Annotated in this window: 27 protein-coding genes and 1 tRNA gene; 24 read left to right on the top strand and 4 right to left on the bottom strand. The window is 71.9% G+C overall.

Annotation, left to right across the window (positions count from 1 at the left end):
* Positions 1-515 precede the first annotated feature (515 nt).
* From fdh to ACFY2A_RS12960, 8 genes are all read left to right on the top strand, one after another.
* A complete protein-coding gene (gene fdh / locus ACFY2A_RS12995) occupies positions 516-3,809 on the top strand; it encodes a formate dehydrogenase (RefSeq protein ID WP_387171292.1) in 3,294 nt (1,097 codons plus the stop codon).
* The gene (locus ACFY2A_RS12990; protein WP_387171290.1) at positions 3,809-4,867 is read left to right on the top strand and encodes a 4Fe-4S dicluster domain-containing protein; all 1,059 of its coding nucleotides are present in this window, start codon (positions 3,809-3,811) and stop codon (positions 4,865-4,867) included. Before fdh ends, ACFY2A_RS12990 begins: the two co-directional genes overlap by 1 nt.
* Complete coding sequence (nrfD, locus tag ACFY2A_RS12985; RefSeq protein WP_387171288.1) at positions 4,864-5,883, top strand: NrfD/PsrC family molybdoenzyme membrane anchor subunit; 1,020 nt, start codon at positions 4,864-4,866, stop codon at positions 5,881-5,883. Before ACFY2A_RS12990 ends, nrfD begins: the two co-directional genes overlap by 4 nt.
* Before the next feature lie 57 nt (positions 5,884-5,940).
* Positions 5,941-6,036: transfer RNA gene (locus ACFY2A_RS12980), tRNA-Sec, on the top strand.
* A gap of 20 nt (positions 6,037-6,056) precedes the next feature.
* Positions 6,057-7,361, top strand: a complete 1,305-nt coding sequence (gene selA / locus ACFY2A_RS12975; RefSeq protein ID WP_387171286.1) for an L-seryl-tRNA(Sec) selenium transferase — start codon at positions 6,057-6,059, stop codon at positions 7,359-7,361.
* 2 nt (positions 7,362-7,363) lie between these two features.
* Positions 7,364-9,118: a selenocysteine-specific translation elongation factor gene (selB, locus tag ACFY2A_RS12970; RefSeq protein WP_387171284.1), complete on the top strand. Its 1,755-nt coding sequence runs from the start codon at positions 7,364-7,366 to the stop codon at positions 9,116-9,118.
* 45 nt (positions 9,119-9,163) lie between these two features.
* Positions 9,164-9,361, top strand: coding sequence for a hypothetical protein (locus ACFY2A_RS12965; RefSeq protein ID WP_093402430.1), 198 nt, complete (start codon positions 9,164-9,166; stop codon positions 9,359-9,361).
* 71 nt (positions 9,362-9,432) lie between these two features.
* Positions 9,433-9,618, top strand: coding sequence for a hypothetical protein (locus ACFY2A_RS12960; protein ID WP_363920930.1), 186 nt, complete (start codon positions 9,433-9,435; stop codon positions 9,616-9,618).
* A 6-nt stretch (positions 9,619-9,624) separates the two neighbouring features.
* Here the strand turns inward: ACFY2A_RS12960 and ACFY2A_RS12955 are convergent, their stop codons facing one another.
* Positions 9,625-10,272, bottom strand: coding sequence for a hypothetical protein (locus ACFY2A_RS12955; protein ID WP_387171282.1), 648 nt, complete (start codon positions 10,270-10,272; stop codon positions 9,625-9,627).
* A gap of 130 nt (positions 10,273-10,402) precedes the next feature.
* Between ACFY2A_RS12955 and ACFY2A_RS12950 the strand changes: the two genes are divergently transcribed.
* Entirely contained in the window at positions 10,403-10,603 is a 201-nt protein-coding gene (locus tag ACFY2A_RS12950; RefSeq protein WP_363920862.1) for a hypothetical protein, read from the top strand.
* Between the two features lie 8 nt (positions 10,604-10,611).
* On the opposite strand, the gene ACFY2A_RS12945 is transcribed toward ACFY2A_RS12950, so the two are convergent.
* From ACFY2A_RS12945 to ACFY2A_RS12935, 3 genes are all read right to left on the bottom strand, one after another.
* Positions 10,612-11,076, bottom strand: coding sequence for a hypothetical protein (locus ACFY2A_RS12945; protein ID WP_387171280.1), 465 nt, complete (start codon positions 11,074-11,076; stop codon positions 10,612-10,614).
* Positions 11,073-11,288 carry a phosphatidylethanolamine-binding protein gene (locus ACFY2A_RS12940; protein ID WP_093402425.1) on the bottom strand — a complete coding sequence of 72 codons (216 nt, stop codon included), beginning with the start codon at positions 11,286-11,288 and terminating at the stop codon, positions 11,073-11,075. Before ACFY2A_RS12940 ends, ACFY2A_RS12945 begins: the two co-directional genes overlap by 4 nt.
* A gap of 111 nt (positions 11,289-11,399) precedes the next feature.
* Positions 11,400-12,281 (bottom strand): universal stress protein, encoded by an 882-nt coding sequence (locus tag ACFY2A_RS12935; protein ID WP_387171278.1) that lies wholly within the window; start codon positions 12,279-12,281, stop codon positions 11,400-11,402.
* Between the two features lie 132 nt (positions 12,282-12,413).
* On the opposite strand from ACFY2A_RS12935, the gene ACFY2A_RS12930 reads away from it, so the two are divergent.
* The 15 genes from ACFY2A_RS12930 to ACFY2A_RS12860 all read left to right on the top strand — a co-directional run bounded on the left by ACFY2A_RS12930 (position 12,414) and on the right by ACFY2A_RS12860 (position 23,843).
* Positions 12,414-13,160: an SAM-dependent methyltransferase gene (locus tag ACFY2A_RS12930; RefSeq protein WP_387171276.1), complete on the top strand. Its 747-nt coding sequence runs from the start codon at positions 12,414-12,416 to the stop codon at positions 13,158-13,160.
* 63 nt (positions 13,161-13,223) lie between these two features.
* Positions 13,224-14,255, top strand: a complete 1,032-nt coding sequence (locus tag ACFY2A_RS12925) for a PP2C family protein-serine/threonine phosphatase (protein ID WP_387171274.1) — start codon at positions 13,224-13,226, stop codon at positions 14,253-14,255.
* A gap of 56 nt (positions 14,256-14,311) precedes the next feature.
* A complete protein-coding gene (locus tag ACFY2A_RS12920; protein WP_387171272.1) occupies positions 14,312-14,770 on the top strand; it encodes a MarR family winged helix-turn-helix transcriptional regulator in 459 nt (152 codons plus the stop codon).
* 286 nt (positions 14,771-15,056) lie between these two features.
* A complete protein-coding gene (locus ACFY2A_RS12915; RefSeq protein WP_387171270.1) occupies positions 15,057-15,698 on the top strand; it encodes a CDP-alcohol phosphatidyltransferase family protein in 642 nt (213 codons plus the stop codon).
* Positions 15,695-16,645: a DUF881 domain-containing protein gene (locus tag ACFY2A_RS12910; RefSeq protein ID WP_387171268.1), complete on the top strand. Its 951-nt coding sequence runs from the start codon at positions 15,695-15,697 to the stop codon at positions 16,643-16,645. The genes ACFY2A_RS12915 and ACFY2A_RS12910 overlap by 4 nt, the downstream gene beginning before the upstream one ends.
* On the top strand, positions 16,642-16,974 hold the full coding sequence (locus tag ACFY2A_RS12905) for a small basic family protein (protein WP_093402419.1): 333 nt from the start codon (positions 16,642-16,644) through the stop codon (positions 16,972-16,974). Before ACFY2A_RS12910 ends, ACFY2A_RS12905 begins: the two co-directional genes overlap by 4 nt.
* A gap of 9 nt (positions 16,975-16,983) precedes the next feature.
* Positions 16,984-17,925 (top strand): DUF881 domain-containing protein, encoded by a 942-nt coding sequence (locus tag ACFY2A_RS12900; protein ID WP_387171266.1) that lies wholly within the window; start codon positions 16,984-16,986, stop codon positions 17,923-17,925.
* Positions 17,926-17,981: 56 nt separating this feature from the next.
* Positions 17,982-18,362 carry a glycine cleavage system protein GcvH gene (gene gcvH, locus ACFY2A_RS12895; RefSeq protein ID WP_387171264.1) on the top strand — a complete coding sequence of 127 codons (381 nt, stop codon included), beginning with the start codon at positions 17,982-17,984 and terminating at the stop codon, positions 18,360-18,362.
* A 218-nt stretch (positions 18,363-18,580) separates the two neighbouring features.
* The gene (locus tag ACFY2A_RS12890; RefSeq protein ID WP_093402417.1) at positions 18,581-19,033 is read left to right on the top strand and encodes an FHA domain-containing protein; all 453 of its coding nucleotides are present in this window, start codon (positions 18,581-18,583) and stop codon (positions 19,031-19,033) included.
* A gap of 50 nt (positions 19,034-19,083) precedes the next feature.
* The gene (locus ACFY2A_RS12885) at positions 19,084-19,782 is read left to right on the top strand and encodes a MerR family transcriptional regulator (RefSeq protein ID WP_387171262.1); all 699 of its coding nucleotides are present in this window, start codon (positions 19,084-19,086) and stop codon (positions 19,780-19,782) included.
* 173 nt (positions 19,783-19,955) lie between these two features.
* Complete coding sequence (locus ACFY2A_RS12880; protein ID WP_013733914.1) at positions 19,956-20,420, top strand: bifunctional nuclease family protein; 465 nt, start codon at positions 19,956-19,958, stop codon at positions 20,418-20,420.
* Between the two features lie 199 nt (positions 20,421-20,619).
* A complete protein-coding gene (locus ACFY2A_RS12875; RefSeq protein WP_387171259.1) occupies positions 20,620-21,216 on the top strand; it encodes a MerR family transcriptional regulator in 597 nt (198 codons plus the stop codon).
* Positions 21,217-21,547: 331 nt separating this feature from the next.
* Positions 21,548-21,946, top strand: coding sequence for a group 1 truncated hemoglobin (locus ACFY2A_RS12870; protein ID WP_363920839.1), 399 nt, complete (start codon positions 21,548-21,550; stop codon positions 21,944-21,946).
* A gap of 2 nt (positions 21,947-21,948) precedes the next feature.
* On the top strand, positions 21,949-23,127 hold the full coding sequence (locus ACFY2A_RS12865) for a globin domain-containing protein (RefSeq protein ID WP_363920837.1): 1,179 nt from the start codon (positions 21,949-21,951) through the stop codon (positions 23,125-23,127).
* The gene (locus ACFY2A_RS12860; protein ID WP_387171256.1) at positions 23,124-23,843 is read left to right on the top strand and encodes a DivIVA domain-containing protein; all 720 of its coding nucleotides are present in this window, start codon (positions 23,124-23,126) and stop codon (positions 23,841-23,843) included. The genes ACFY2A_RS12865 and ACFY2A_RS12860 overlap by 4 nt, the downstream gene beginning before the upstream one ends.
* The last annotated feature ends 23 nt before the right edge of the window (positions 23,844-23,866 follow it).

Genomic DNA, 23,866 nt, shown 5'->3' with positions numbered 1-23,866 from the left:
ACATGCCCCTGACCCAGGCCGCGCAGACCGTGCAGGTGTCGGCCTACCCCGACCACTACGCCCAGTGGGAACAGCAGGCCGCCGACCTCGTCACCGAACACTGGAACAGCTGACACCCCAGCTGACCGAGGAACACAACCGAAGACATTCCTCCACAGGGGGAACAAGAACCGCCGGCCGGCACCCCAACCAGGGTGCCGGCCAGCGGCAGCTTCGGAAACCACCAGACCCACTGTGGCGGCGGTCACGGCAGGGGTAGGAAGAAGCGGAGCGGGTAACCTGTTGACTCGGGTGTCGGTGTGATCCAGTGTCCCCGGGCCTCACCTAAATTGCCTTCGCGGAATACCGTTCGGCTGGATCCGCGTCGCGCCACTCGCCGAGAGGCGACCTGCACACCGGCACCTTCGTCGCCCCCGGCCCGATTTCGGGCGGGGGGCGACGTCGTGGTGTGGTTCCGGTAGGTGGGTCGCCGATCCCGGCGCGCTGTCCTAAGGTCGAGACCGGAGGTGTCGAGCGTGGGGCTGCGGGACAGGTTGCTGGGCTGGCCGGTCTACCGGCAGCTCACCGGTGCCGACGCGCTGGGCCGGGGCGCCGCGGCGCAATCGACCCGCAGTGCCGCGCTGACCGCCCGCACGCAGGACGCCGACCGGGTGGCCCGTTCCGTCTGCCCGTACTGTGCCGTCGGCTGCGGGCAGCGGGTCTTCGTCACCGACGACCAGGTGACGCAGATCGAGGGCGACCCGGACAGCCCCATCTCCCGGGGCCGGCTCTGCCCGAAGGGCGCCGCCAGCCGGAGCCTGGTCACCAGCCCGCTGCGCCAGACCACGGTGCGCTACCGGCGGCCGTACGGCACCGAGTGGGAGGACCTGGACCTCGACACCGCGCTCGACATGATCGCCGACCGAGTGCTCGCGGCCCGGGCCGAGACGTGGGAGGACGTCGACGCCGAGGGTCGGCCGCTGAACCGCACGCTGGGGATCGCCAGTCTGGGCGGGGCGACCCTGGACAACGAGGAGAACTACCTCATCAAGAAGCTGTTCACCGCGATGGGGGCGCTCCAGATCGAGAACCAGGCCCGTATTTGACACTCCGCCACAGTCCCCGGTCTGGGGGCCAGCTTCGGTCGCGGTGGCGCGACGGACTTCCAGCAGGACGTGGCGAACGCCGATGTCATCGTCATCCAGGGCTCCAACATGGCCGAGGCCCACCCGGTGGGCTTCCAGTGGGTGATGGAGGCGAAGCGGCGCGGGGCCAAGGTCTTCCACGTCGACCCGCGGTTCACCCGTACCAGCGCCGTCGCCGACGCGTACCTGCCGATCCGGGCCGGCACCGACATCGCGCTGCTGGGCGCGGTGGTGAACCACATCCTCAGCAACGGGCTGGATTTCCGGGAGTACGTGCTGGCGTACACCAACGCCGCGACGATCGTCAGTGACGACTTCGTCGACGCCGAGGACGCCGACGGGCTCTTCTCCGGCTTCGACCCGGCGACCGCCAGCTACGTGCAGGACAGCTGGCAGTACGCGGGCCACGAGCGGGACTCCGGCAGTGGCCACACCGGCGAGGAGCGGGAGACCGCAGCGGGCCTGCGCCACGAGTCACACGGTGCTCCCGTCTCCCAGCAGGTGCGACGGGACGAGACGCTGCAACATCCCCGCTGCGTGTACCAGATCCTCAAGCGGCACTTCGCCCGCTACACCCCGGAGATGGTGGAACGGGTCTGCGGCGTACCCCGGGAGAAGTTCCTGGAGTTGGCCCGCGCCTGGACGGAGAACTCCGGGCGGGAACGCACCGGCTGCCTGATCTACTCGGTCGGCTGGACTCAGCACACCGTCGGGGTGCAGTACATCCGCACCGGGGCGATCATCCAACTGCTGCTGGGCAACATGGGTCGGCCCGGTGGCGGGGTGATGGCGCTGCGCGGGCACGCCAGCATCCAGGGCTCCACCGACATTCCGACCCTGTTCAACCTGCTGCCGGGCTATCTGCCGATGCCGCACCACGCCCGGCATCCCGATTTCGACGCCTGGGTGGACAGCATCCGGCACCCGAGCCAGAAGGGTTTCTGGGGCGGTGCCCGCGCCTACGCCGCCAGCCTGCTGAAGGCGTACTGGGGGGACGCGGCCACCCCCGACAACGACTTCTGCTACGGCCATCTGCCCCGACTGACCGGCGATCACGGCACCTACCAGCAGGTGCTCAACATGATCGACGGCAAGGTGAAGGGGTACTTCCTGCTCGGCCAGAACCCGGCGGTCGGCTCGGCGCACGGCCGGGCCCAGCGGCTGGGCATGGCCAACCTCGACTGGCTTGTCGTCCGCGACCTGTTCATGATCGAAAGCGCGACGTTCTGGCAGCGTGGTCCCGAGGTCGCCACCGGTGAGATCGTGCCGGAGCAGTGCGCCACCGAGGTGTTCTTCCTGCCGGCGGCCTCCCATGTGGAGAAGGAGGGCACGTTCACCCAGACCCAGCGGCTGCTGCAATGGCGGGAGAAGGCCGTCGACCCGCCCGGCGACGCCCGTTCCGAGCTGTGGTTCTTCTACCACCTGGGGCGCCGGATCCGGGAGAAGCTGGCCGGCTCGACCCTGCCGCGCGACCGCGCGCTGCTCGACCTGACCTGGGACTATCCCACGCACGGCCGGCACGCCGAGCCGGACGCCGAGGCGGTGCTGAGGGAGATCAACGGATACGACACGGCCAGTGGCCGTCCGTTGTCGGCGTTCACCGAGGCCCGGGACGACGGGACGACCGCGATCGGCTGCTGGATCTACACCGGTGTGTACGCCGACGGCGTGAACCAGGCGGCCCGGCGGCGGCCCGGGCACGAGCAGGACTGGGTGGCCGCCGAGTGGGGTTGGGCGTGGCCGGCGAACCGGCGGATGCTCTACAACCGGGCCTCCGCCGACCCGCAGGGCCGCCCGTGGAGCGAGCGGAAGCGGTACGTGTGGTGGGACGCCGAGGCCGGGCGGTGGACCGGTCGCGACGTGCCGGACTTCGAGGTGACGAAACCGCCGTCGTACCGGCCGCCGGAGGGCGCGACGGGTCCGGCGGCGCTGGCCGGTGACGACCCGTTCATCATGCAGTCCGACGGCAAGGGCTGGCTGTACGCGCCCAGCGGGGTGCTGGACGGGCCGCTGCCGACGCACTACGAGCCGGCCGAGTCGCCGGTGCGTAACCCGCTCTACGGCCAGCAGGCCAATCCGACCCGCAAGATGTACGCCCATCCGGTGAACTCGACGAATCCGAGCCCGCCGCAGCAGCACGACGAGGTCTTCCCGTACGTGTTCACGGTCAGCCGGCTCACCGAGCACCACACCGCGGGCGGGATGAGCCGGACCGTCGCGCCGCTGGCGGAACTGCAACCGGAGATGTTCGTGGAGGTCTCCCCGGAGCTGGCGGCACTGGCCGGGCTGAATCATCTCGGTTGGGCGCACCTGATCACCGCCCGCGCGGCGATCGAGGCCCGGGTGCTTGTCACCGACCGGCTGGTGCCGCTGTCGGTGGACGGTCGGGTGATCCACCAGTTGTGGCTGCCGTACCACTTCGGCTTCGAGGGGCTGGTCACCGGGGACTCGGCCAACGACCTGTTCGGCATCACCCTGGACCCGAACGTCCTGATCCAGGAGAGCAAGATCGGCACCTGTGACGTGCGGCCGGGTCGCCGGCCCACCGGGGCGGCGTTGCGCGACCTGGTGCAGGATTACCGCACCAGGGCCGGCATCGTGCCGGGTGCCCTACCGCCGGCGGTCACTCCCGGTGTGCCGGTCGAGCGGCCCGGGTCCACCGAAGACGGAGAGGGGAACCGTTGATGGCCGATCCGGGTGACCGGGCCGCCGCATCCGCGCCGTTGTCGGGGTCGGCTGCCGATCCGGCGACCGCGGCCGGCTGGGTCGACGCGCCGCCGAGGATGGGCTTCTTCACCGACACCAGCGTCTGCATCGGCTGCAAGGCGTGCGAGGTGGCCTGCAAGGAGTGGAACGGGGTACCCACCGCCGGGCTGGACCTGCTCGGCATGTCCTACGACAACACCGGCGCGCTGACGGCGAACTCGTGGCGGCACGTCGCCTTCGTCGAACAGCCCCGGCCCGGCGGTCACGGCACGGCACCGTTCGCCGGGAACCCGACCGGCGACCCGGCAAGTGCGGCCTCCGCCGCCCGGTCTGCCGGCACCACAAACCCGACCGGGACCGAGCCCGGTGTGCTGCCCGGCGGACCGTCGGCCGCCGCCCGGATGACCGAGTTCCTCGGCATGCCGGCGGCCGGACCACCCGGACGTACCGGCAGCGCCGAGGGGCGCAGCGACTTCCGCTGGCTGATGATGTCGGACGTGTGCAAGCACTGCACCCGAGCCGGTTGCCTCGACGTCTGCCCGACCGGGGCGCTGTTCCGCACCGAGTTCGGCACCGTGGTGGTGCAGGAGGACATCTGCAACGGATGCGGCTACTGCGTGTCGGCCTGCCCGTACGGGGTGATCGACAGGCGGGTGGACGACGGTCGGGTGTGGAAGTGCACGCTCTGCTACGACCGGATCGGCGCGGGGCTGACTCCGGCCTGCGCGCAGGCCTGCCCGACCGAGTCCATCCAGTACGGCCCCCTTGACGAGCTGCGGGATCGGGCCGCCGCGCGGGTGGCCACGTTGCGGGAGCGGGGGGAGCCGCAGGCGCGGCTCTACGGCCACGACCCGGACGACGGGGTCGGCGGCGACGGCGCGTTCTTCCTGCTGCTCGACGAGCCGGAGGTGTACGGCCTGCCGCCGGATCCGCAGGTCACCACCAGGGACCTGCCGGCGATGTGGCGTCGGGCGGGGCTGGCCGCGCTGGCCATGACGGCGGCGGCCGTCGGCGCGTTCCTCGGTGGTCGGCGGTGAACCCGGACCGACCGGCCGTCGGCGACCGTTTTCGTCGTTTCCGGGCCGGTCGCCGGGGCGGTGAGGAACTGGCCGTGCCGCCGGCCGAGTTCACCTCCTACTACGGCCGGCCGATCCTGAAACCGCCGGTGTGGACGTGGGAGATCGCCGCTTACCTGTTCACCGGCGGACTGGCCGCCGGTTCGTCCCTGCTCGCGGCGGGTGGGCAGCTCACCGGGCGCACCGGGGTGCGCCGCGCCGGCCGGGTCGCCGCGTTGGCCGCGGTCACCGCCAGCGCCGGCCTGCTGGTCAAGGATCTGGGCCGGCCGGAGCGGTTCCACCACATGCTGCGGGTGGCCAAGCCGACCTCACCCATGTCGGTGGGCACCTGGATTCTCGCCGGGTACGGTCCGGCCGCCGGGCTGGCCGCGGTCGCCGAGGTGGCGCCGCTGCTGCCCACTCGGGGTCCACTCGGGCTGGCCCGTCGGGCGTTGCCGCCGGTGGGGCGGGCCGCCGGGCTGGCCGCCGCGGTGGCCGCGCCGGCCCTGGGCACGTACACCGCGGTGCTGCTGGCCGACACGGCCGTGCCGTCCTGGCACGAGGCGTACGCCGACCTGCCGTTCGTTTTCGCGGGCAGCGCGCTCGCCAGTGGCGCGGGAGTGGGTCTGCTCGCCGTGCCGCCCGGTCAGGCGGGCCCGGCGCGGCGGATGGCGGTGGCCGGCGCCGGACTGGAACTGTTCGGCGCGCACCGGGTGGAGAATCGCCTCGGTCTGCTGGGTGAGCCCTACCGGACGGGTCGGGCCGGTCGGCTGCTGCGCGCCGGGCGGGCACTTACCGTCGCCGGGGTGGCCGGGGCGGTGCTGGGCCGGCGGAGCCGACTGGTCTCGGCGGTCTCCGGTGCCGCTCTGCTGGCCGCCTCGGTGGCCACCCGCTTCGGGGTCTTCCACGCCGGTGTCGCCTCGGCCCGCGATCCCAAGTACACGGTGCTGCCGCAGCGGGCCCGGCTCGACCGGCGGGCGGCCGAGCCCGAGCGGTAGCCCCGGGACGTCGCCTCGGCCGTACGCCCGCCGCCGAGCTGTGATCCAATGGCCGGTGGAGGCGTTCAGGCGGCTGGTGCCCCTCCCGGTCTTCAAAACCGGTGTGGTCCGGGATCCGGGCCAGGCGGGTTCGATTCCCGTCCGTCTCCGCCAGGCTGCGAGGAGATGAACCGATGGGCGACGGCGGCGCCGACCCGCGACGCCGGGTGCCGCGTACCGACGCGCTGCTGGCTGAGCCGTCGCTGGTCGGGGCCGCCGCCGCGGTCGGCCGCGACCGGGTGCGCAGCGCGGTGCGGCAGGCCCAGGAACGGGCCCGCCGGGGTGAGATCGACCCCGCCGAGGTACGCGACGCCGCGTTGGCCGCGTTGCCGCCACCCGTCCCGCGGGCCGTGCTCAACGCCACCGGGGTGGTGCTGCACACCAATCTCGGCCGGGCCGCCCTCTCCGAAGCCGCGGTGGCCGCGGTGACCGCCGCCGCCGGGTACACCGACGTCGAACTGGACCTGGGCACCGGGCGGCGGGCCCGCCGTGGGCGGGACGCGTTGGATGCGCTCGCCGCCGCCGTACCGGCCGCCGAGGCGGTGCACGTGGTCAACAACGGTGCCGCCGCGCTGGTGCTGGCGGCCACCGCGCTCGCCGCCGACGCCGAGATCGTGGTCAGCCGGGGCGAGCTGGTGGAGATCGGCGACGGTTTCCGGCTGCCCGACCTGCTCACCAGCACCGGTGCCCGGCTGCGGGAGGTGGGCACCACCAACCGGACCACCCTCGCCGACTACGCCGCCGCCGTCGGGCCGGGTACCGGCTTCGTGTTGAAGGTGCACCCGTCGAACTTCCGGGTCACCGGTTTCACCTCGGCGGTGCCGGTGCGGCGGCTGACCGGGCTCGGCGTGCCGGTGGTCGCCGACATCGGCTCCGGGCTGCTGGTACCCGACCCGCTGCTGCCGGACGAACCGGATGCCGCGAGCACCCTGCGTGCCGGGGCGGCGCTGGTCACCGCGAGCGGCGACAAGCTGCTGGGTGGCCCGCAGGCCGGGTTGCTGCTCGGCACCGCCGACCTGGTCGAGCGGCTGCGTCGGCACCCCCTCGCCCGGGCGTTGCGGGTGGACAAGCTGACCCTGGCCGCCCTCGCGGGCACGCTCGGTGCCCCGGGCACCCCCACCCGCCGGGCGCTGCACGCCGACCCGGCGGTGCTGCGCGAGCGAACCGAACGGCTGCGCGACGCGCTCGCCGCCGACGGCCGCAAGGCGGAGGTGGTGCCGGCGGTGGCGGTGGTCGGCGGCGGCGGTGCACCCGGTGTCGAACTGGACTCGTGGGCGCTGAGCCTGCCCGAGCGGTACGCCGGCCCGCTGCGTACCGGCGACCTGCCGGTGCTGGGTCGGGTGGTCCGTGGCCGGCTGCTGCTCGACCTGCGTTGCGTGCCGGAGCGGGCCGACGGGTTGCTGCGCGCGGCGGTGCTGGCCGTGCCGGGAGACGACTGACCATGCTGGTGGTGGCCACCGCCGGGCACGTCGACCACGGCAAGTCCACGCTGGTGCGGGCGTTGACCGGGATGGAACCGGACCGCTGGGCGGAGGAACGCCGTCGGGGCATGACCATCGATCTCGGGTTCGCCTGGTCGTCGCTGCCGTCGGGTCGTACCGTCGCGTTCGTCGACGTGCCGGGACACGAGCGGTTCGTGCCGAACATGCTGGCCGGGGTGGGTCCGGTGGCGGCCGCCGTGGTGGTGGTCGCGGCCGACGCGGGTTGGATGCCGCAGTCCGCCGAGCACCTGGCGGCCCTGGACGCGCTCGGCGTCGGGTACGGCCTGCTGGTGGTCACGCGCGCGGACCTGGCCGATCCGGCTGCGGCTCTGGCCAGGGCCCGGTCGGAGTTGGCGGCGACAGCGCTGGCTGCGGTGGAGGCGGTCACGATCAGCGCCGTCACCGGTGCCGGTCTGCCCGACCTGCGGGCCGCGCTGGACCGGTTGGCCGACCGGATGCCGGTTCCGGTGCCCGACGGACCGGTCCGGTTCTGGGTCGACCGCTGTTTCACGGTGCGGGGCAGCGGCACGGTGGTCACCGGCACGTTGGGTGCCGGGCGGCTGCGCGTCGGTGACGAGCTGGAGTTGGCCGGCAGCGGCGAACCGGTGCGGATCCGTGGCCTGCATCGGCTCGGCGCCGCCTGCGACGAGGCGGCCCCGGTGGCCCGGGTGGCGGTGAATCTGCGGGGCGTGTCCCGCGACCGGATCAGCCGCGGCGACGCCCTGCTCACCCCGGGACGGTTTCGCCCCACCGACCTGGTCGACGTGCGCCTGGCCGGGGTGGCGGTGGCAGAGCTGCCGGAGACGCTGACGCTGCACGTCGGTTCGGCCGCGGTGCCGGTGCGGGTCCGCCCACTGGGCGTGGACACCGCCCGGTTGCGGCTGAGCCGTCCGCTGCCGCTGCTGATCGGGGACCGGGCGTTGCTGCGCGATCCGGGCCGCCGGTACGTCGCCGGCGGGGTCACCGTCCTCGACGTGCTGCCGCCGCCGTTGGCGCGTCGGGGTGCCGCGGCGGCCCGGGCGGCGGTGCTGGCCACCCTGGACGGCCGTCCCGATTTCGCCGGCGAGCTGAGTCGGCGGGGCCTGGTCCGGGTCGGCGACCTGGTCCGGGCGGGCGTACCGGTGACGGACACCCCGGTGGCCGGTGACTGGCTGGCCGATCCGGAGCACTGGCGGCGGCTGGGCGACCGGCTCGCCGGGGCCGTGGCCGAGTACGCCCGCACGCATCCGCTGGCGGCGGGTGCCCAGGTCGAGGAACTGCGCCGACACCTCGACCTGCCCGACCGGTGCCTGGTCGAAGCCCTGGTCCGGCCGCCGCTGCGGCTGATTGCCGGTCGGGTGGTGGCGCCCGGCGCGGCGGGGTTGCCCGAGCCGGTGGCCCGCGCGCTGGCCCTGGTCAGCGAGGACTACGCGGCGCATCCGTTCCGCGCCCCCGACGCCGACCGGCTCGCCGCCGTCGGGCTCGGCACCCGGGAGATCGGTGCGGCGGTGCGGGCCGGGGCGCTGCTGCGGCTGACCGGCAACGTGCTGCTGCTGCCGGGCGCACCGCAGCAGGCGGTGCGGGTGCTGACCGGGCTGCCGCAGCCGTTCACCCTCAGTGCCGCCCGGCAGGCCCTCGACACGACCCGGCGGGTGGCGGTGCCACTGCTGGAGTTGCTGGACCGGCAGGGACTGACCCGTCGGCTACCCGACGATGCCCGGGTGGTGGTGGATTGAGCACATCGTCGGCCGACGGCGCAGCCGGGCACCTACCGTGACGGCATGGATCCCTCCGCGGTCTGGCGGGACCGGCAGCACCGGTGGCGGATCGAGGCGTACCGCGCGCCGGACCTGCGGTTCGCCGTCTACGCGACGAACGGCACCACCGAGTCCGCGCCGCTGTGGCTGTTCGGCATGTCGGCGCTTGCCCGGTGGCTGATGAGTCACAAGATCTCCCTCGACGACCTGGAGGTCGACTGAGTGTGCCCCACCGGGGGGATAAATCCGGATAAACCAGCCAGAGAGGTTCCGTGGTGCGTACGGTGCCAGCTGTGAAGGACCGAGGCATCCGCAAGTTCGTCGCGGTGCTCGCCGGCCTCGCCGTGATCTACTTCGGCACCACGGGCCGGTCCCCGGAGGAAGGTCGCGGCCTCTCCGGCGGGCTGGTGGTGCTGGCGCTGCTGGCGGCGCTGCTGGTGTGGTATCTGACCAAACCCGGCGGCGACGCGGCGAAGTGACGGCGCTCAGCGGGCCGCCACACCGCGGCTGATCTGCCCGGCCGACTCCTCGCCGAGGGCGACCCGGACCAGCGCCGAGGCGAGCCGGCCGAAGTCGACGTCGTCGACGAGCCGGGACAGCCGGTCCGTGGTGGCCGGCAGACCGAGTCGCCGCGCACCGGCCACCGCCCGCCGGTCGGCGTACGGGCGCAACTCCGGCCAGACCGACTGCACCTCACGCAGGAAGATGTCCCCGCCGGTGGGTCCGATACCAGGAAACTCGGTGAGCAGCCGCCGCAACTGCGCCGGCTCACCGGCCGCCTCCCGGTGCAACCGCCGCAGGTCGCCGTGCCAGCGGTCCAGGCAGAGCCGGGCGCCGGAGCCGAGCATCGTCGCCGTCCGCTCGTCGTAGCGGCGGTAGTGTCCGCGCCCCAGCGCGTCGACCCGTTCCTGCCAGCTGGCGGCCTCCATGGCCTGCGGAGTGCGGTAGCCGGCCGCGAAGAGTTCCCGGGCCGCCGCCACCCCCACCTGCGCCCGGATGCGAGTGCTGAGCAACGTGACCAGGACCAGCAACTGGTACAGCGGCGCCGGTCGGTCGGCCAGCGCGATGCCGGCCTCCTCGGCGTACGTGCGGCGGGTCAGCAGGGCCCGCGCCAGCGCCCGTTGGTCGCCCATCCTCGGGGTGTACCCGCCGACCACCCGGTTAGCCCTCGCCGTGGTCACCGTGCCGGAATGCCGCCGACGGGGGCGGGTAAGCCGCGGGTGACGCGGCGCCGCGCCGCGCACCGGACGAAGGGAGACGACCGTGACGAACCCGCAGCAGCAGGAACTCCGGCGCAACGCCCTCGGCGAGACCAGCCAGGACAACAAGGGCCCCGATCCGGCGGGTCACCCCCGCAACCGTGGCTCGTCGCCGGGGGACACCGGCCGCCCGGTGCCGCACGGCCAGGTGTCACCGTACGGGCCCAGCGGTCAGCCGGTCGCCGAGGACGACAGCGACCGCTGACCGATTCCCTACCTCGACGGCCGCAGCCGGTTCCAGGTGGCTGCGGCCGTCAGCCCGAAGGTGAGGTGCGGAACGAGGTCGGCGACCCAGTCGACGCGCCGCCAGGTACGCGGGTCGGTGACGCCGAGCAGGGTCAGCGATCCGTCCGACAGCGTCATCAGGCCCCCGCCGAGCAGGGTGGCCGCCCGCAGCAGCGGCTGCCGGCGACCCCGCGCCAGCAGCGCGAAGCCGACCGTCGCGGCTGCGCCGAGCCCGTAGCCCAGCAGAGCACCCAGGCCGCTGCGCCGGTTGTCCGCCTGCTGCGCCGACCCCAGGGACAGGTGGGCGACGCGGGCCAGCTTCCCGGCGCTCTGCTCCGGCGTCTGGCTGGCCGGGCGGGCCCGGGCCGTCATGTCCAGGTAGGTGACGATGTTGAGCGCAGTGGTGCCGACGGCCCCGGCGATGAGGCCGTCGGTCAGGTCGGCTGCCCTCACTTCTTCGGGTCCCCGGGCTCGCGGTTCCCCTTGGGCCCGTAGGCGCGTTCGCCCCGCACCACGCCGCGCCGGCCCCGATCCTCCCGCAGGATCCGGTTGGCCGCCTCGTCGGCCTTCTGGTCCGGCGTGCGCCGGCCCGAGCCGTCGATGGCGTTGCGGAGGCGGGCACGCTGCTTGTCGTAGGCGTTGCTGCCGGGTCGAGGTCCTGGCATCGCTGTCTCCCCTTTGGTCGTCGCCGGTGGCGTCGGTGACCCCTCTGGTCGTCGCCGGTGGCGTACGCGGCCCGTCTACCCGCCTGGGCCGCCGCCAACCGTGCCGGCCGGTCACCGGGGGCCGCGTACCACCGCGACCGGACAGTGGCTGTGGTGCAGCAGTGACTGGCTCACCGAACCCAGCAGCAACCCGGTCACCTCGCCACGCCCCTGCCCCCCGACCACCAGCAGTTGCGCCTGGCGGGAGGCATCGGTGAGCACCCGGGCGGCCCGACCTCGCACCGACTCCCGGGTGATCGGCACCTCCGGGTACCGCTCGGTCAGCCCGGCGATCGACTCGGCCACCGCCCGGTCCTCGTCGGCGCGCAACTCGGACTCGTCGTACACCAGCGGCTGCATGTCACCCGGGCCGGTGGACACCGGATGCCGGTAGGCGTGCAGGGCGAGTACCGTGGCGCCGCGCAGGGCGGCTTCCTGGACGGCGAACTCCACGGCCTGGCGGGACGACTCGGAGCCGTCCACCCCGACCACCACGGCACCGTCGGGGTGCTGCGCACCGCGCGCCACCAGCACCGGACAATCGGCGTACGCGGCCAGCTTCACCGCGACCGAGCCGAGCACCAGCGCGGCGAATCCGCCGCCACCTCGGTCACCGAGCACCACCATCGCCGCGGTGGGCGCCTCGGCGAGCAGCACGGCCGTGGCCTCACCGTCGACGATCTCGCCGGTGACCCGTAGCCCGGGCGCGGTCGCCTCGGCCTCGTCGACGGCGGCGGCGACCATCCGTTCCGCCCGCGCCCGCAGACCCCCGTCGGGGGCACTCTCCGTGGCCGGCCGGATGGGGGAGTGCAGCGTCGGCCAGATGAAGGCGTGCACCACCCGCAGCGGGCGGTCGCGGCGGGCCGCCGCCGCGGCGGCGAGTCGTACCGCGGCGCGGGCGGGCTCGGAGCCGTCCACGCCGACCACCACTGCCGCGCCGCTGGCCGAGTTCACCGTCGCCTCCCCGTGCTGGGCCCGTCGTCGGGACCGGTTTGGGTCAGTATCGCCGTCCCCGGTGGCCAGCGGGGCGATACCGGCGAGCGACGTGCTGTCGGTACGCTGACGCCCGGGGAAGGAGCGTCGTCGATGGTGGAGCCCGACCAGCCCAGTACCGCACGGATGATTGATTTCTGGCTCGGCGGGGCGCACCACTATCCGGTGGACGTGGCCGCCGCCCGCGCCTTCGAGCAGGCGTACGGCCCGTGTGCTCCGGTGTTCCGGGCGCTGCGCGCCTTCCTCGGCCGCGCCGTACGGGCGATCGCCGCCACCGGTGTGGACGGATTCCTGGTGTTCGGCGCCGGGGTGCCGACGATGGGCAACGTACACGAGGTGGCACCCACCGCGACGGTCCTCTACACCGACGTGGATCCGGTGACCATCCGTCTCGGGCAGCGCATCCTGGCCGGCAGCGACCGGGCGGGTTACGGCTTTGGCGACGCCACCGACATCGGCACCGTCGACCCGGCGCTGCTGCACCGGTTCGTGCCGGGTTGGGGTCGTCGCCCGGTCGGGGTGGTCATCCTCGGCCTGGCGGCGTTCCTCGACGACGACACCCTCGCCCGCACCCTGGACGAGCTGTACGCGTCGGTGGCGCCGGGCAGCCACCTGGCGATCGACTTCGACACCGAGGAACTCGCCGGGTATCCGCAGGCGCTGGCGATGATGGGGCCGGCGTTCCGGATGCGTCCGCCGGCCGCGTTCGCTCCGTTGCTCGGCCGGTGGCAGCCCACCCGGGACGGGATCGTGCCGGTGACCCACTGGCGACCGGACGGTCGGCCGGCGGAGGTGCCGGACGCCTTTCACGGTGCCGTCGCCGTGCGGTCGGTCGGGTGACCATGGGCAAAACCTCCTCCGTATGATGCTTGCCCCAGAGCAAGTATTTTTCGGAGGATGGTCATGGCGGATGCGCCCACGGGGATCTCCCGCGCCCTGCGCGAGGCCCCGCCCGACCGCGTGGTCGAGGCTGCCGACGTGGCCATCCGGGCGGCGCTCGGGGCGTCAGGCACCAGCGTGTTCGTCGCCGACTACCGGATCAGCGGGCTCTGGCCGGTGCTCGACTCGCGCCAGCCCGCTGTGGCCACCCCGGACGTTCAGGGTACGGTGCAGCGCTGCTTCAGCAGCCAGCAGCCGGTCCGGGAGTCCGGTGAGGACGGGCGGTGCCGCATCTACGTTCCGCTGTCGGTGTGGGGCGAGCGGCTGAGCATGGCCGCCGAGTTGCAGTGGGAACTGCTGCCGGGGCGCAGTGTCAGCCATGACTCCTTCCAACTGGCGGGTCAGCTCGAACCGGCGTACACGGTGGGTGGTGACCACTTCGACTGGTCCCTGGACGACGGCCGGTTGACCGTCACCGTGCTCAACGGCGACGGCATCGGGCTCGCCGCCGCCCTGTTGACGTCGGTGACGGTCAACGCCATGCGTAACGCCCGCCGCTCCGGCGGCGGTCTGGTGGAACAGGCCGAGCTGGCCTCCGACACGGTCTACTACCAGCATCGGGGCCACCGGCACGTGGCGACGTTGCTGCTCGAACTGGACTGTGTCACCGGGCGGGTGCGGGCGGTGGACGCCGGCTCACCGCATCTGGTCCGGGTGCGGGGTGGTGCCGTGTCCCGGGTCACCCTCGAGCAGCAGCTACCGCTGGGGATGTTCGGCGAGACCCGGTATGACCTGCAGGAGTTCGACCTCGACCCGGGGGACCGGTTGTTCATCGTCTCCGACGGGGTGTGGGCGGCCGATCCGAGCGGCCGGGAGACGTACGGTGAGCGGGCGATGGCCCGGGCGATGCGGGCCACGCGGTTGCAGCCGCCGACCGAGGCGGTTGGTACGGTGATGCGCGAGTTGCAGACCTTCCACGCGGACACCGATCTGCGCGACGACGCGGTCGTCGTCTGCCTGGACTGGCGCGGCTCGGTCGGCCGGGAACAGGGTTGACCGGCCCGTCCGGCGGATCGGTGCGGGACCAGCGGGGCAATCGCAGGGGACATCGGGTGGAGCGACCGGATCTCACCGCGGTGATCGACGCGGCGGCCGAGGCGCTGGTGGGCGTGCTCGACTCGGCCGTTTCCCGGCACCGGCTCGCGGTTTCGCCGCCCCAGTTGCGGGTGCTGTCCCTGCTGAGCATCCGTTCGGAGATCAACGTCAACGGACTGGCCGAGTTGCTGGACGTGGTCCCCTCCTCGGCCAGCCGGCTCTGTGACCGGCTGGAGGCGATCGGGTTGGTGCGCCGAACGGCCGACCCGCGGGACCGTCGGGAGGTGCGCCTGGCCCCGACCACGGCCGCCGAGGTCCTGTTGGCAGAGGTGCGTTCCCGCCGGCACGAGGCGGTGCGGGCCGTACTCGAACGGATGCCGGCCCGGGGGCAGCAGGATCTGTTGTGGGCGTTGGCGGCGTTCGGGCAGGCGGCGACGATGGCCACGACCGTGAACGCGCCCGTCGGCGATGCCTGACACCCCTCCGACTAGTATCCTAGGATGCGTTACGCACGGTGACACCCGTCACATTCACACCAGCCAGTGGCCGGCACGAGCCCGCTGGGCAGCAAGGGCGCGACAGCGGCCCGCTATAGTGGCAGCGCATTCGACCGGCCCGTGATCATCGACGGTGGACGGCGGGTCAGGGGACGGATCCCGCAGGGGATCACAGGGGGCGCCGGCACCAGCCGGCTGGACACGCGTACGACGCCGCACGGCGGACCAGGGCCGCAGTGCCCGAGCGCGTCGCGGAGGAGGTTCGGTGTCGGGTCGGGCGGCTCGGGCGGAGCAACCGCAGGCCCGCGACGGCGATGGCCGGGGACCCGCCGATCGGGTGCTCACCTGGCCGAACCTGATCAGCTTCGTCCGCCTGCTGGGTGTTCCCCTGTTCCTTTTCCTGTTCCTGGTGGCTCGCGCCGACGCCGCCGCGATCGTGGTGTTGGCTGTCGGGGGCACCAGCGACTGGGTGGACGGCTGGATCGCCCGGCGGCTCGGGCAGGTCAGCCGGCTGGGTGAGCTGCTCGACCCGCTCGCCGACCGGCTCTACATCCTCGCCACCCTGGTCGCGTTCACCGCCCGTGACGTGGTGCCCTGGCAGTTCACCGCCGCGTTACTGGCTCGGGAGGTGCTGCTGCTGGGCTCGCTCGGGGTGCTGCGGCGGCACGGCTACGGGCCGCCGCCGGTGCATTACGTCGGTAAGACGGCCACCTTCCTGCTGCTGGCCGCCTTCCCGATCCTGCTGCTGGCCGCGGTGGTGCCGACGGCCGCGGCGGTCGCCGGCGCGATCGGCTGGGCGTTGGCGTGGTGGGGTCTGGTGCTCTACTGGGTCGCTGGCGCGCTGTACGTGGTCCAGGCCCGGCAGTTGGTGCGGGCGGTACGCGGTCGGCAAGGAGCGGCGGCATGAGCGAGCGGTCGCGAGCGAATCATCGACTCAGCGACGATCCCGGTCAGAGCCGGCGTGGGCCGAGGGCCTTCACGCCGGACTTCCTCACCGAGTTGTTCCACAACCCGTTGGATCCGGGCTACGCCGACGCGGCGGCCCAGCGGGCGAAGACGGGTCGGCCGGCGCGGTCGGGCTGGTCGGTGGGCCCGGTCGGCCTGGTGGTGATCGTGCTGCTCGGTTTCCTGTTCGCGGTGGCCTACCGGCAGACCATGGCCGAGGAGCCGGGGCGTGCGCAGGCCCGTTCCGGCCTGGTGGCACAGATCAAGCAGCGGCAGGGTGAGACCGACGCCCTGTCGATGCGGGCCGAGGAGCTGCGCGAGGAGGTCAACCGGCAGCGGGAGGCCGCGTTGGGTGGTTCCCGCGCGGCCCGGTTGCGGGAGATGGAGGCGAGTACCGGCCTGGGGCGGGTGCGCGGTGACGGTGTGGTGGTGGAGTTGGCGGACGCGCCGGGTGGTCAGGATTCGCTCGGCGGCGCCGAGGCCGGTCCCGCCCAGGTGATCTATCTCGATCTGCAGAGCGTGGCGAACGATCTGTGGGGTGCCGGCGCCGAGGCGATCGCGATCAATGGGCAGCGGTTGACGTCGACGTCGACGATCCGTTCCGCGGGTCAGGCGATCCTGGTGGACTTCCGTCCGGTGACGGGGCCGTACGAGGTGAGCGCGATCGGGCCGGGTGGCATGCGCGAGCGGTACGAGGCCAGCGGGAGCGCGTTGACGATGCGTCAGGTGGCGAAGGTGACGGGGTTGTCGTTCGCGGTGCGGGACGCCGATGACCTCACGCTGCCGGCTGCTCCGGAGCCGCGGCTACGCTACGCGGAGCCCGCGGTGAGTCCGAGTGTGTCGTCGTCGGGTGGTGACGAGTCGTCCGGCTCGGGTACGTCCCCCAGTCCCTCCGGAGGTGGTCGATGATCGCGGTGCTGGCCCTGTTGGCCGGTGTGCTGCTCGGGCTGTGGCTTGATCCCACGGTGCCGGCGGCGTTGCAGCCGTACCTACCGATCGCGGTGGTGGCCGCGTTGGACGCGGTGTTCGGTGGGGTTCGGGCGAAGCTGGACCGCATCTTCGACGACAAGCAGTTCGTGGTGTCGTTCATCTCGAACGTGCTGGTGGCTGCGTTGATCGTGTATCTGGGTGACCAGTTGGGGGTGGGCGGTCAGTTGTCCACCGGTGTGGTGGTCGTGTTGGGGGTTCGTATCTTCGGCAACGTGGCGGCGATCCGTCGGCACCTGTTCCGGGCGTAGGTTTGTGGCGTGAGTGACGAGCACACGCAGACGGGTACGGGGTGGCCGCAGCCGGCGGAGCCGGCGCGGCCGGATGGCCCGGCGGGGGAGCCGGATCCGCGGCCGGAGGCACCGGATCCGGACGAGTTGAGTCCGTTGTCGCCGCAGGGGCGCCCGTCGGGGGACGAAGAGGATCCGTCGGCCGCGCCGGACGAGGCGGAGCCCGCCGAGGGGGTTGCCGCGGCGGAGCCGGCTGCGGTGGTGTCGCCGTGGCGGCGGTTCAGTTCGGCGGCGGTGATGATCGGTGTGCTGCTGGGGTTGTTGGGTTTCACCCTGGCGGTGCAGTTGAAGATGACCTCGACGGATTCGTCGTTGGCGGCGGCGCGGCAGGAGGACCTGGTTCGGATCCTGTACGACCTGGAGGCGCGGGAGATCCGGTTGCGGCAGGACATCGCCGCGTTGGAGGAGAGCCAGCGGCAGTTGCGTTCGGGTGAGCAGGGGCGTCAGGCCGCGTTGGAGGAGGCGACCCGGCGGGCGGACGAGTTGGGCATTCTGGCGGGTACGTTGCCGGCGCGGGGCCCGGGTCTGACGGTGCGGTTCCAGGCGGGGGCGGCGAAGCCGATCTCGGCGGTGCGGGTGCTGGACGCGGTGCAGGAGTTGCGGGGTGCCGGGGCGGAGGCGATGCAGATCTCCGGTGGTGACCAGGCGACGGTGCGGATCGTGGCGTCGACGTATTTCCTCAACGGGGAAAACGGGTCGTTGGTGGTGGACGGGCGTCCGTTGACGGGGCCGTTCACCATCACCGTGCTGGGTGATCCGGCGACGATGCGTACGGCGCTCAACATTCCTGGTGGGGTGGTCGCGTCGGTGGCTGGCGACGGCGGTAACGTGATCGTTGAGGAGCGTGAGGTTGCCGAGGTCTCGGCGCTGCACGTGCCCCGCCCGCTGGAACATGCCCGTCCGGTCTCCTGAAGGTCGGCGGGCCGGCACCGGTTGGTCCGGTGTCGCGATGGATGAGGACGCTGCTGGTGATTCCTGAGGATCTGCGTTACACCGCCGAGCACGAGTGGGTGGCCGCCGCGGACGGTGGGGCCGTCCGGGTGGGCATCACTCATTTCGCGCAGGATGCGCTCGGCGACATCGTGTATGTGCAGTTGCCGGAGGCGGGTGCGGTGGTGGCGGCCGGTGAGTCGTTGGGTGAGATCGAGTCGACCAAGAGTGTGTCGGAGCTCTACGCCCCGGTGGCCGGTACGGTGTCGGCGCGCAATGAGGCGTTGGTCGACACGCCCGAGGTGATCAACAGTGATCCGTACGGCGCGGGTTGGTTGGTGGAGATCTCCGTTGCGGATCCGGCGGCGGTGGATGCTCTGTTGAGCGCGACCGCGTATCGCGAGTTGACCGAGAGCTAAGCGTTTTGCTGTGCGGGCGGGGCGGTGTTTGCCGCGCGTCCGGTTGCCCTGTTTTTCGGCGCTGGCTAGGCTCGCCCAGTCGACCGAGAACCCATTAGTTGAGCGTCGCGGACAGCCTTTCGGGGCACGGAGAGCCAGCCGCCGGGTGGATGAGAGCCCGGCGGCCAGACCCGCCGTCACCCGACGCCGACCGAAACAGATTCCGTGAGGTGGTCCCCATGACTCGCCCAGGCGACGAGTTCCCCCCGCTCGACGTCACGTCGACGCTCAATCTCGGTTCGCTCGAGGAAGCGCTGGAGGGGCCGGACACCGATGTGGTGCCGAGCCGGATGTCCGGTTCGCTGCCGCCGGGGATGGCACTGCTGGTGGTCCGGCGGGGGCCGAACGCGGGTGCCCGGTTCCTGTTGGATCACGATGTGACGACCAGTGGGCGGCATCCGGACAGTGACATCTTTCTCGACGATGTGACGGTGTCGCGTCGGCACGCGGAGTTCCACCGGGATGGTGGGACGTTCACGGTGCGGGACGTGGGCAGTTTGAACGGCACGTACGTGAACCGGGAGCGGGTCGAGGCGGCGACGTTGAGCAACGGTGACGAGGTGCAGATCGGTAAGTTCCGGGTGGTGTTCATCGCCGGTCCGCGCCCGGAGGGTGAGGCCGGCCGGGGGTGAACGAGCCTGCGGCCTCCAGGCCGTCCGGGGTGGGTGGCAGCCAGCCGCTGATGAGTATCGGCGAGGTGCTGGCCCAGTTGCGGGCGGATTTTCCGGACGTGACGATTTCGAAGTTGCGGTTTCTTGAGGCTGAGGGCCTGGTGGAGCCGCAGCGTACGGCGGCGGGTTACCGGAAGTACGGCTGGGACGATGTGGCGCGGCTGCGGTTCGTGCTGTCGGCGCAGCGGGATCAGTATCTGCCGTTGCGGGTGATCCGTGAGCAGTTGGCGCGGTGGGACGCTGACGGTGAGGTGCCGGAGTGGTCGCGTCCGGCGTTGGTGGCCGTGGGTCCCGATGGTGAGGTGCCGGGTCGTGCCGCGTCGTCGGTCGAGTCGGCGCAGGTCCGGTTGGATCGTGCCGAGTTGGTGGCGCGTAGTGGGCTGGACGAGTCGACGTTGGGTGAGTTGGAGCGGCTCGGGTTGGTGGTGTCGGATCCGCCGGGGTGGTATGACGGCGACGCGTTGATCATTGCGCGGGCGGTGGCGGGTCTGGCTGGGTACGGGTTCCAGCCGCGGCATCTGCGGGGTTATCGGACGGCGGCGGATCGCGAGGTCGGTTTGTTCGCGCAGTTGGTGGCGCCGTTGGTGCGGCAGAGTGATCCGGCGGCGCGGGCGCGGGCGGCGGAGACGGCGCGGGAGTTGGTGGCGCTGTCTCAGCAGTTGCATGCGGCGTTGGTGCGGGTGGGGTTGCGCTCGACGTTGGGGCGGTGAGGTGCCTGTGCGTACTGATCGGCCGGTTGGTGAGTGGCGTAGGCTTGCGGGGGTAACCCCTCTTCTGGCGCGGGCGTGGGTGCGTGTAGCGCATGAGACGGCCGTGTCGCGGTCCGTGTACCGTGCAGAGAAGGGCGCGGTGCGGCGTAGGTGACAACGACACGGAGGCAGCGGTGCGCGAGCTGAGCGTGGTCGGGGTTCGGGTGGAGTTGCCCAGTAACCAGCCGATCGTCCTGCTCAGGGAGGTCGAGGGGGACCGCTATCTGCCGATCTGGATCGGCGCGGTCGAGGCGACGGCGATCGCTTATGAGCAGCAGGGTGTCAAGCCGGCGCGTCCGTTGACCCATGATCTTCTGCGGGATGTGTTGGCGGCGTTGAAGGCGCCGTTGCGGGCGGTTGAGATCACCGAGTTGAAGGAGAACGTGTTCTTCGCTGATCTGTTGATCGGTGATGGGGTGCGGGTCTCGGCTCGGCCGAGTGATTCGATCGCTCTGGCGTTGCGGGTGGGTGCGCCGATTCGTTGTGCGGAGCAGGTCCTCAGTGAGGCGGGGATCGTGATTCCCGACGAGCAGGAGGACGAGGTGGAGAAGTTCCGGGAGTTCCTGGAGCAGGTTCGCCCGGAGGATTTCGCCGGCTGAGAGTTCGGCCCTGCCGGTGTCGGTGGGAAGGCCGCGCGGGCGGTGACTGTCGGTGATGGTGATGGTCATCGCTGTCGATGCGCGGCGTGTCGCGACGGTTTCTCCGTGGTAACTCCTGGCGGTCGCTATAGGGTTGCCGTGTCGAGGGGTGCGCGTTCCGGAAGCGGCGTGGCACCGCACTGACGGGGAGGTTGTCCGGATGTACGAGCCGCGGAATTCCGATCAGGGTGCGGTGTCGGGTGAGCCGGGTGGAATGCCCGGGTCGGCAACTGACGGTGACGGTGCGGTGGGGTACCGGGGTGTGACGGCCTGCCATGCGGTGGGGATCAGCTACCGCCAGTTGGATTACTGGGCGCGTACGTCTCTGGTGGTGCCGAGCGTGCGGGACGCGTCGGGTTCCGGCACGCAGCGGTTGTACTCGTTTCGCGACCTGGTGGTGTTGAAGGTGGTGAAGCGGCTGCTGGACGCCGGGGTGTCGTTGCAGAACATCCGTAAGGCGATCGAGGCGTTGCGGTCGCGTGGGGTGGCGGACCTGGCCGGCATCACGTTGATCTCCGATGGGACGACGGTGTACGAGTGTCGTTCGCCGGAGGAGGTGGTCGACCTGTTGCAGGGCGGCCAGGGGGTGTTCGGCATCGCGATCGGTGGCGCGTTCAAGGAGATCCAGGGTTCGTTGTCGCATCTGCCGGCGGAGCCGGCGGCGGTGCCGGTGGAGCCGGGGCCGTCGGAGGTTGCCGAGGGCGGTGCGGTGGGCGACGAGTTGGCCGCGCGGCGGGCCCGGCGGCGGGCGGGTTGAGGCGTTCCACTGTGTCGTCGTGGGGTCGCGTGCCCCGCTGGTGAGGTTCGGCCGGTGTCCGGGGTGGCGTGGGTGGTGGCGCCGTCGGTCCTGGTCGATCACGTTGGGTGCGGTCCGGTTGTCTCGGGGTGACGACCCGGGGTGAGATTTGTGACTCTTCGTGTCTGGTTGTTGCCGGGAATCCGATGGGCCGGCGGTGACGGGACGGACGCGGCACGCTATCGTCCGACACGGTCTGCCGGCTGTCACTGCCGTGGGGTGGTTTCGGCGTCGGCGGGTCGTCGTTGCGCGCGTTGACACCGCGCGTCCCCTCACGACGGAAGGAACAACCGTGACGGTTACCGAGGAGACCGCTCCGGTCTCGCATTACGAGCGCATCGGCGGGGCGGGTTCGGTGAAGGCCGCTGTTGAGCTGTTCTACGACCGGGTGCTCGCGGACCCGGAGCTTGCCGGTTACTTCGCCGAGGTGGACATGGTGGGGCAGCGTCGGCATCTGGCGTTGATGCTGACGGTGGTGCTCGGTGGTCCGAACGAGTACACGGGCCGGGACCTGGCGTCGGCGCATCAGCCGTTGAACATTCCGGTGGCGCACTACGTCCTGGTGGGTGAGCATCTGACGGCGACGTTGACGCAGCTGGGTGTGCCGGGTGACATCATCGCCGACGTGCAGGCGGTGCTGGCGCAGGTGCAGGACCAGGTGGTGGCCGGCGGGGACCAGGCGGGCGCCTGAGCGTGGACGTGCCCCGGCTCAAGCAGAGCTGGTCGCTGGTGGCCGCCCACGGCGACCAGGTGCCGCTCTACTTCTATTCGACGCTGTTCCTGGCGTATCCGGAGACCCGGCAGATGTTCCCGACGAACATGGCGGGTCAGCGGGACCGGCTGGTGACCGCGCTCGGTCACATCGTGTCCCAGGTGGACCAGGTGGACCGGCTGGTGGGTTTCTTGCAGGATCTCGGCGTCGACCACCGCAAGTTCGCGGTGCGGGCGGAGCATTACCCGGCGGTGGGGGAGGCGTTGCTGGCGACGTTGCGGCATTTCCTCGCCGACCAGTGGACCGACGAGTTGGCGCAGGACTGGGCGGCGGCGTACGGGCTGGTGGCGCAGGTGATGTCCGAGGCGGCGCAGGCCGCTGAGGCGACGAGTCCACCGTGGTGGGTGGCGGAGGTGGTGGGGCACGAGCGGCGGGCGTTCGACGTGGCGGTGCTGACGTTGCGTCCGCAGTATCTGTTGCCGTTCACCGCGGGCCAGTCGGTCGGGGTGTCGCATCCGGCGGTGCGGTCGTGGCGGTACTACTCGCCGGCGAACGCGCCGCGCTCGGACGGCACGGTGGAGTTGCATGTGCGGGCGGCGCCGGGCGGCGCGGTGTCGTCGCGGCTGGTGTACGGGTGCGCGGTGGGTGACCAGTTGCATCTGGCCGCTCCGGTGGGTGACGGGTTGACGTTGCGTCCGGCCGGTTCGGCGGATCTGCTGCTGCTGGCCGGTGGTACCGGTTGGGCGCCGCTGAAGGCGTTGGTGGAGCAGGTGGCGGCGGAGGGTTCCCGGCGTCGGGTCGACGTGTATGTGGGGGCGCGTTCGCGCAGCGAGTTCTACGACGGTGACGCGTTGGAGAAGTTGGCCGCCTCGTACGCGTGGTTGTCCGTGACCCAGGTGGTGGGGTTGGACCTGAACCGGCCGGGGGAGTTCGTGTATCCGGTGGACCGGGCGCTGGCCGACGGTGACTGGCGGTCCCGGCATGTGTACGTGTGTGGTTCCGACGACATGGTGTCGCACACGGTGGCGACCCTGACCCGCTCCGGCTTCCACGCCGGGCAGGTGCATCACGAGGGTCTGGGTCGGCACTGGTACGGCCCCTCGTGGCGGACGGCGGCGGGAGGCCCCGCTGTCTCTGACGATTCCGGAGGTGCCCGGTGAGTGAGCCTCGTGGCCGCGAGTGGCGGGCCGGTGCGGTGAGTGCGACCCCGATCGGTGGGTACGACGGTGGGCAGGTCGCCGGTGGTGTGCAGGTGCGGATGACCGCCGACCGGGTGCGCCGGTGGGAGTTCGGGTCGTCGTCGTTCGGGCGTCGCGGTTACGACCAGAACGACGTGGACCGGTTCCGGGTGCAGGTGGCCGATGAGTTGGATCTGCTGTCGACGCAGGTGGCGAATCTGCGGGCGGAGAACGAGCGGCTCAACGACCATGTGGAGTTGCACCGGCACGGGGTGATTCCCAGTTCGGAGCCGACGGCGAAGGTGCCGGCGGCCAAGGAGGTGAATCTGCTCTCGGCGGCGCAGCGGGAGGCCGAGCAGATCATCGCTCAGGCGCACGACTACGCGCGGCGGGTCGCCGAGTACGCCCGTACTCAGTACGAGAGCTATGTGCGGGCGGCGGTGGAGGAGGCCCGTCAGGAGGCGGAGCGGGCGGTGCAGGACTACCACGTGGCGGCGGGGCCGACGTTCGACGACGGTGTGGCCGCCCGGGAGGCGCTGCGGATCTACGGCGAGATGATGATCTCGCACATGCAGGCGGCGGCGCGGCATCTGGACGACGGCAGTGAGCAGTTGTCCCGGACCATGGAGCGCATCGGCGCGCAGCCGGCGGCGGCCGGAGCGGCGGCCCGGTCGTTGCCTCGGCATCAGCAGCGCTGACGCGAGCCGTCCCGTTAGGGTGC

The organism is Micromonospora sp. NPDC000442, assembly GCF_042898635.1.
Classification (GTDB): domain Bacteria; phylum Actinomycetota; class Actinomycetes; order Mycobacteriales; family Micromonosporaceae; genus Micromonospora.
The sequence above is the reverse complement of the archived record's forward strand: the minus strand, read 5'-3'. Positions and strand labels throughout refer to the sequence as shown.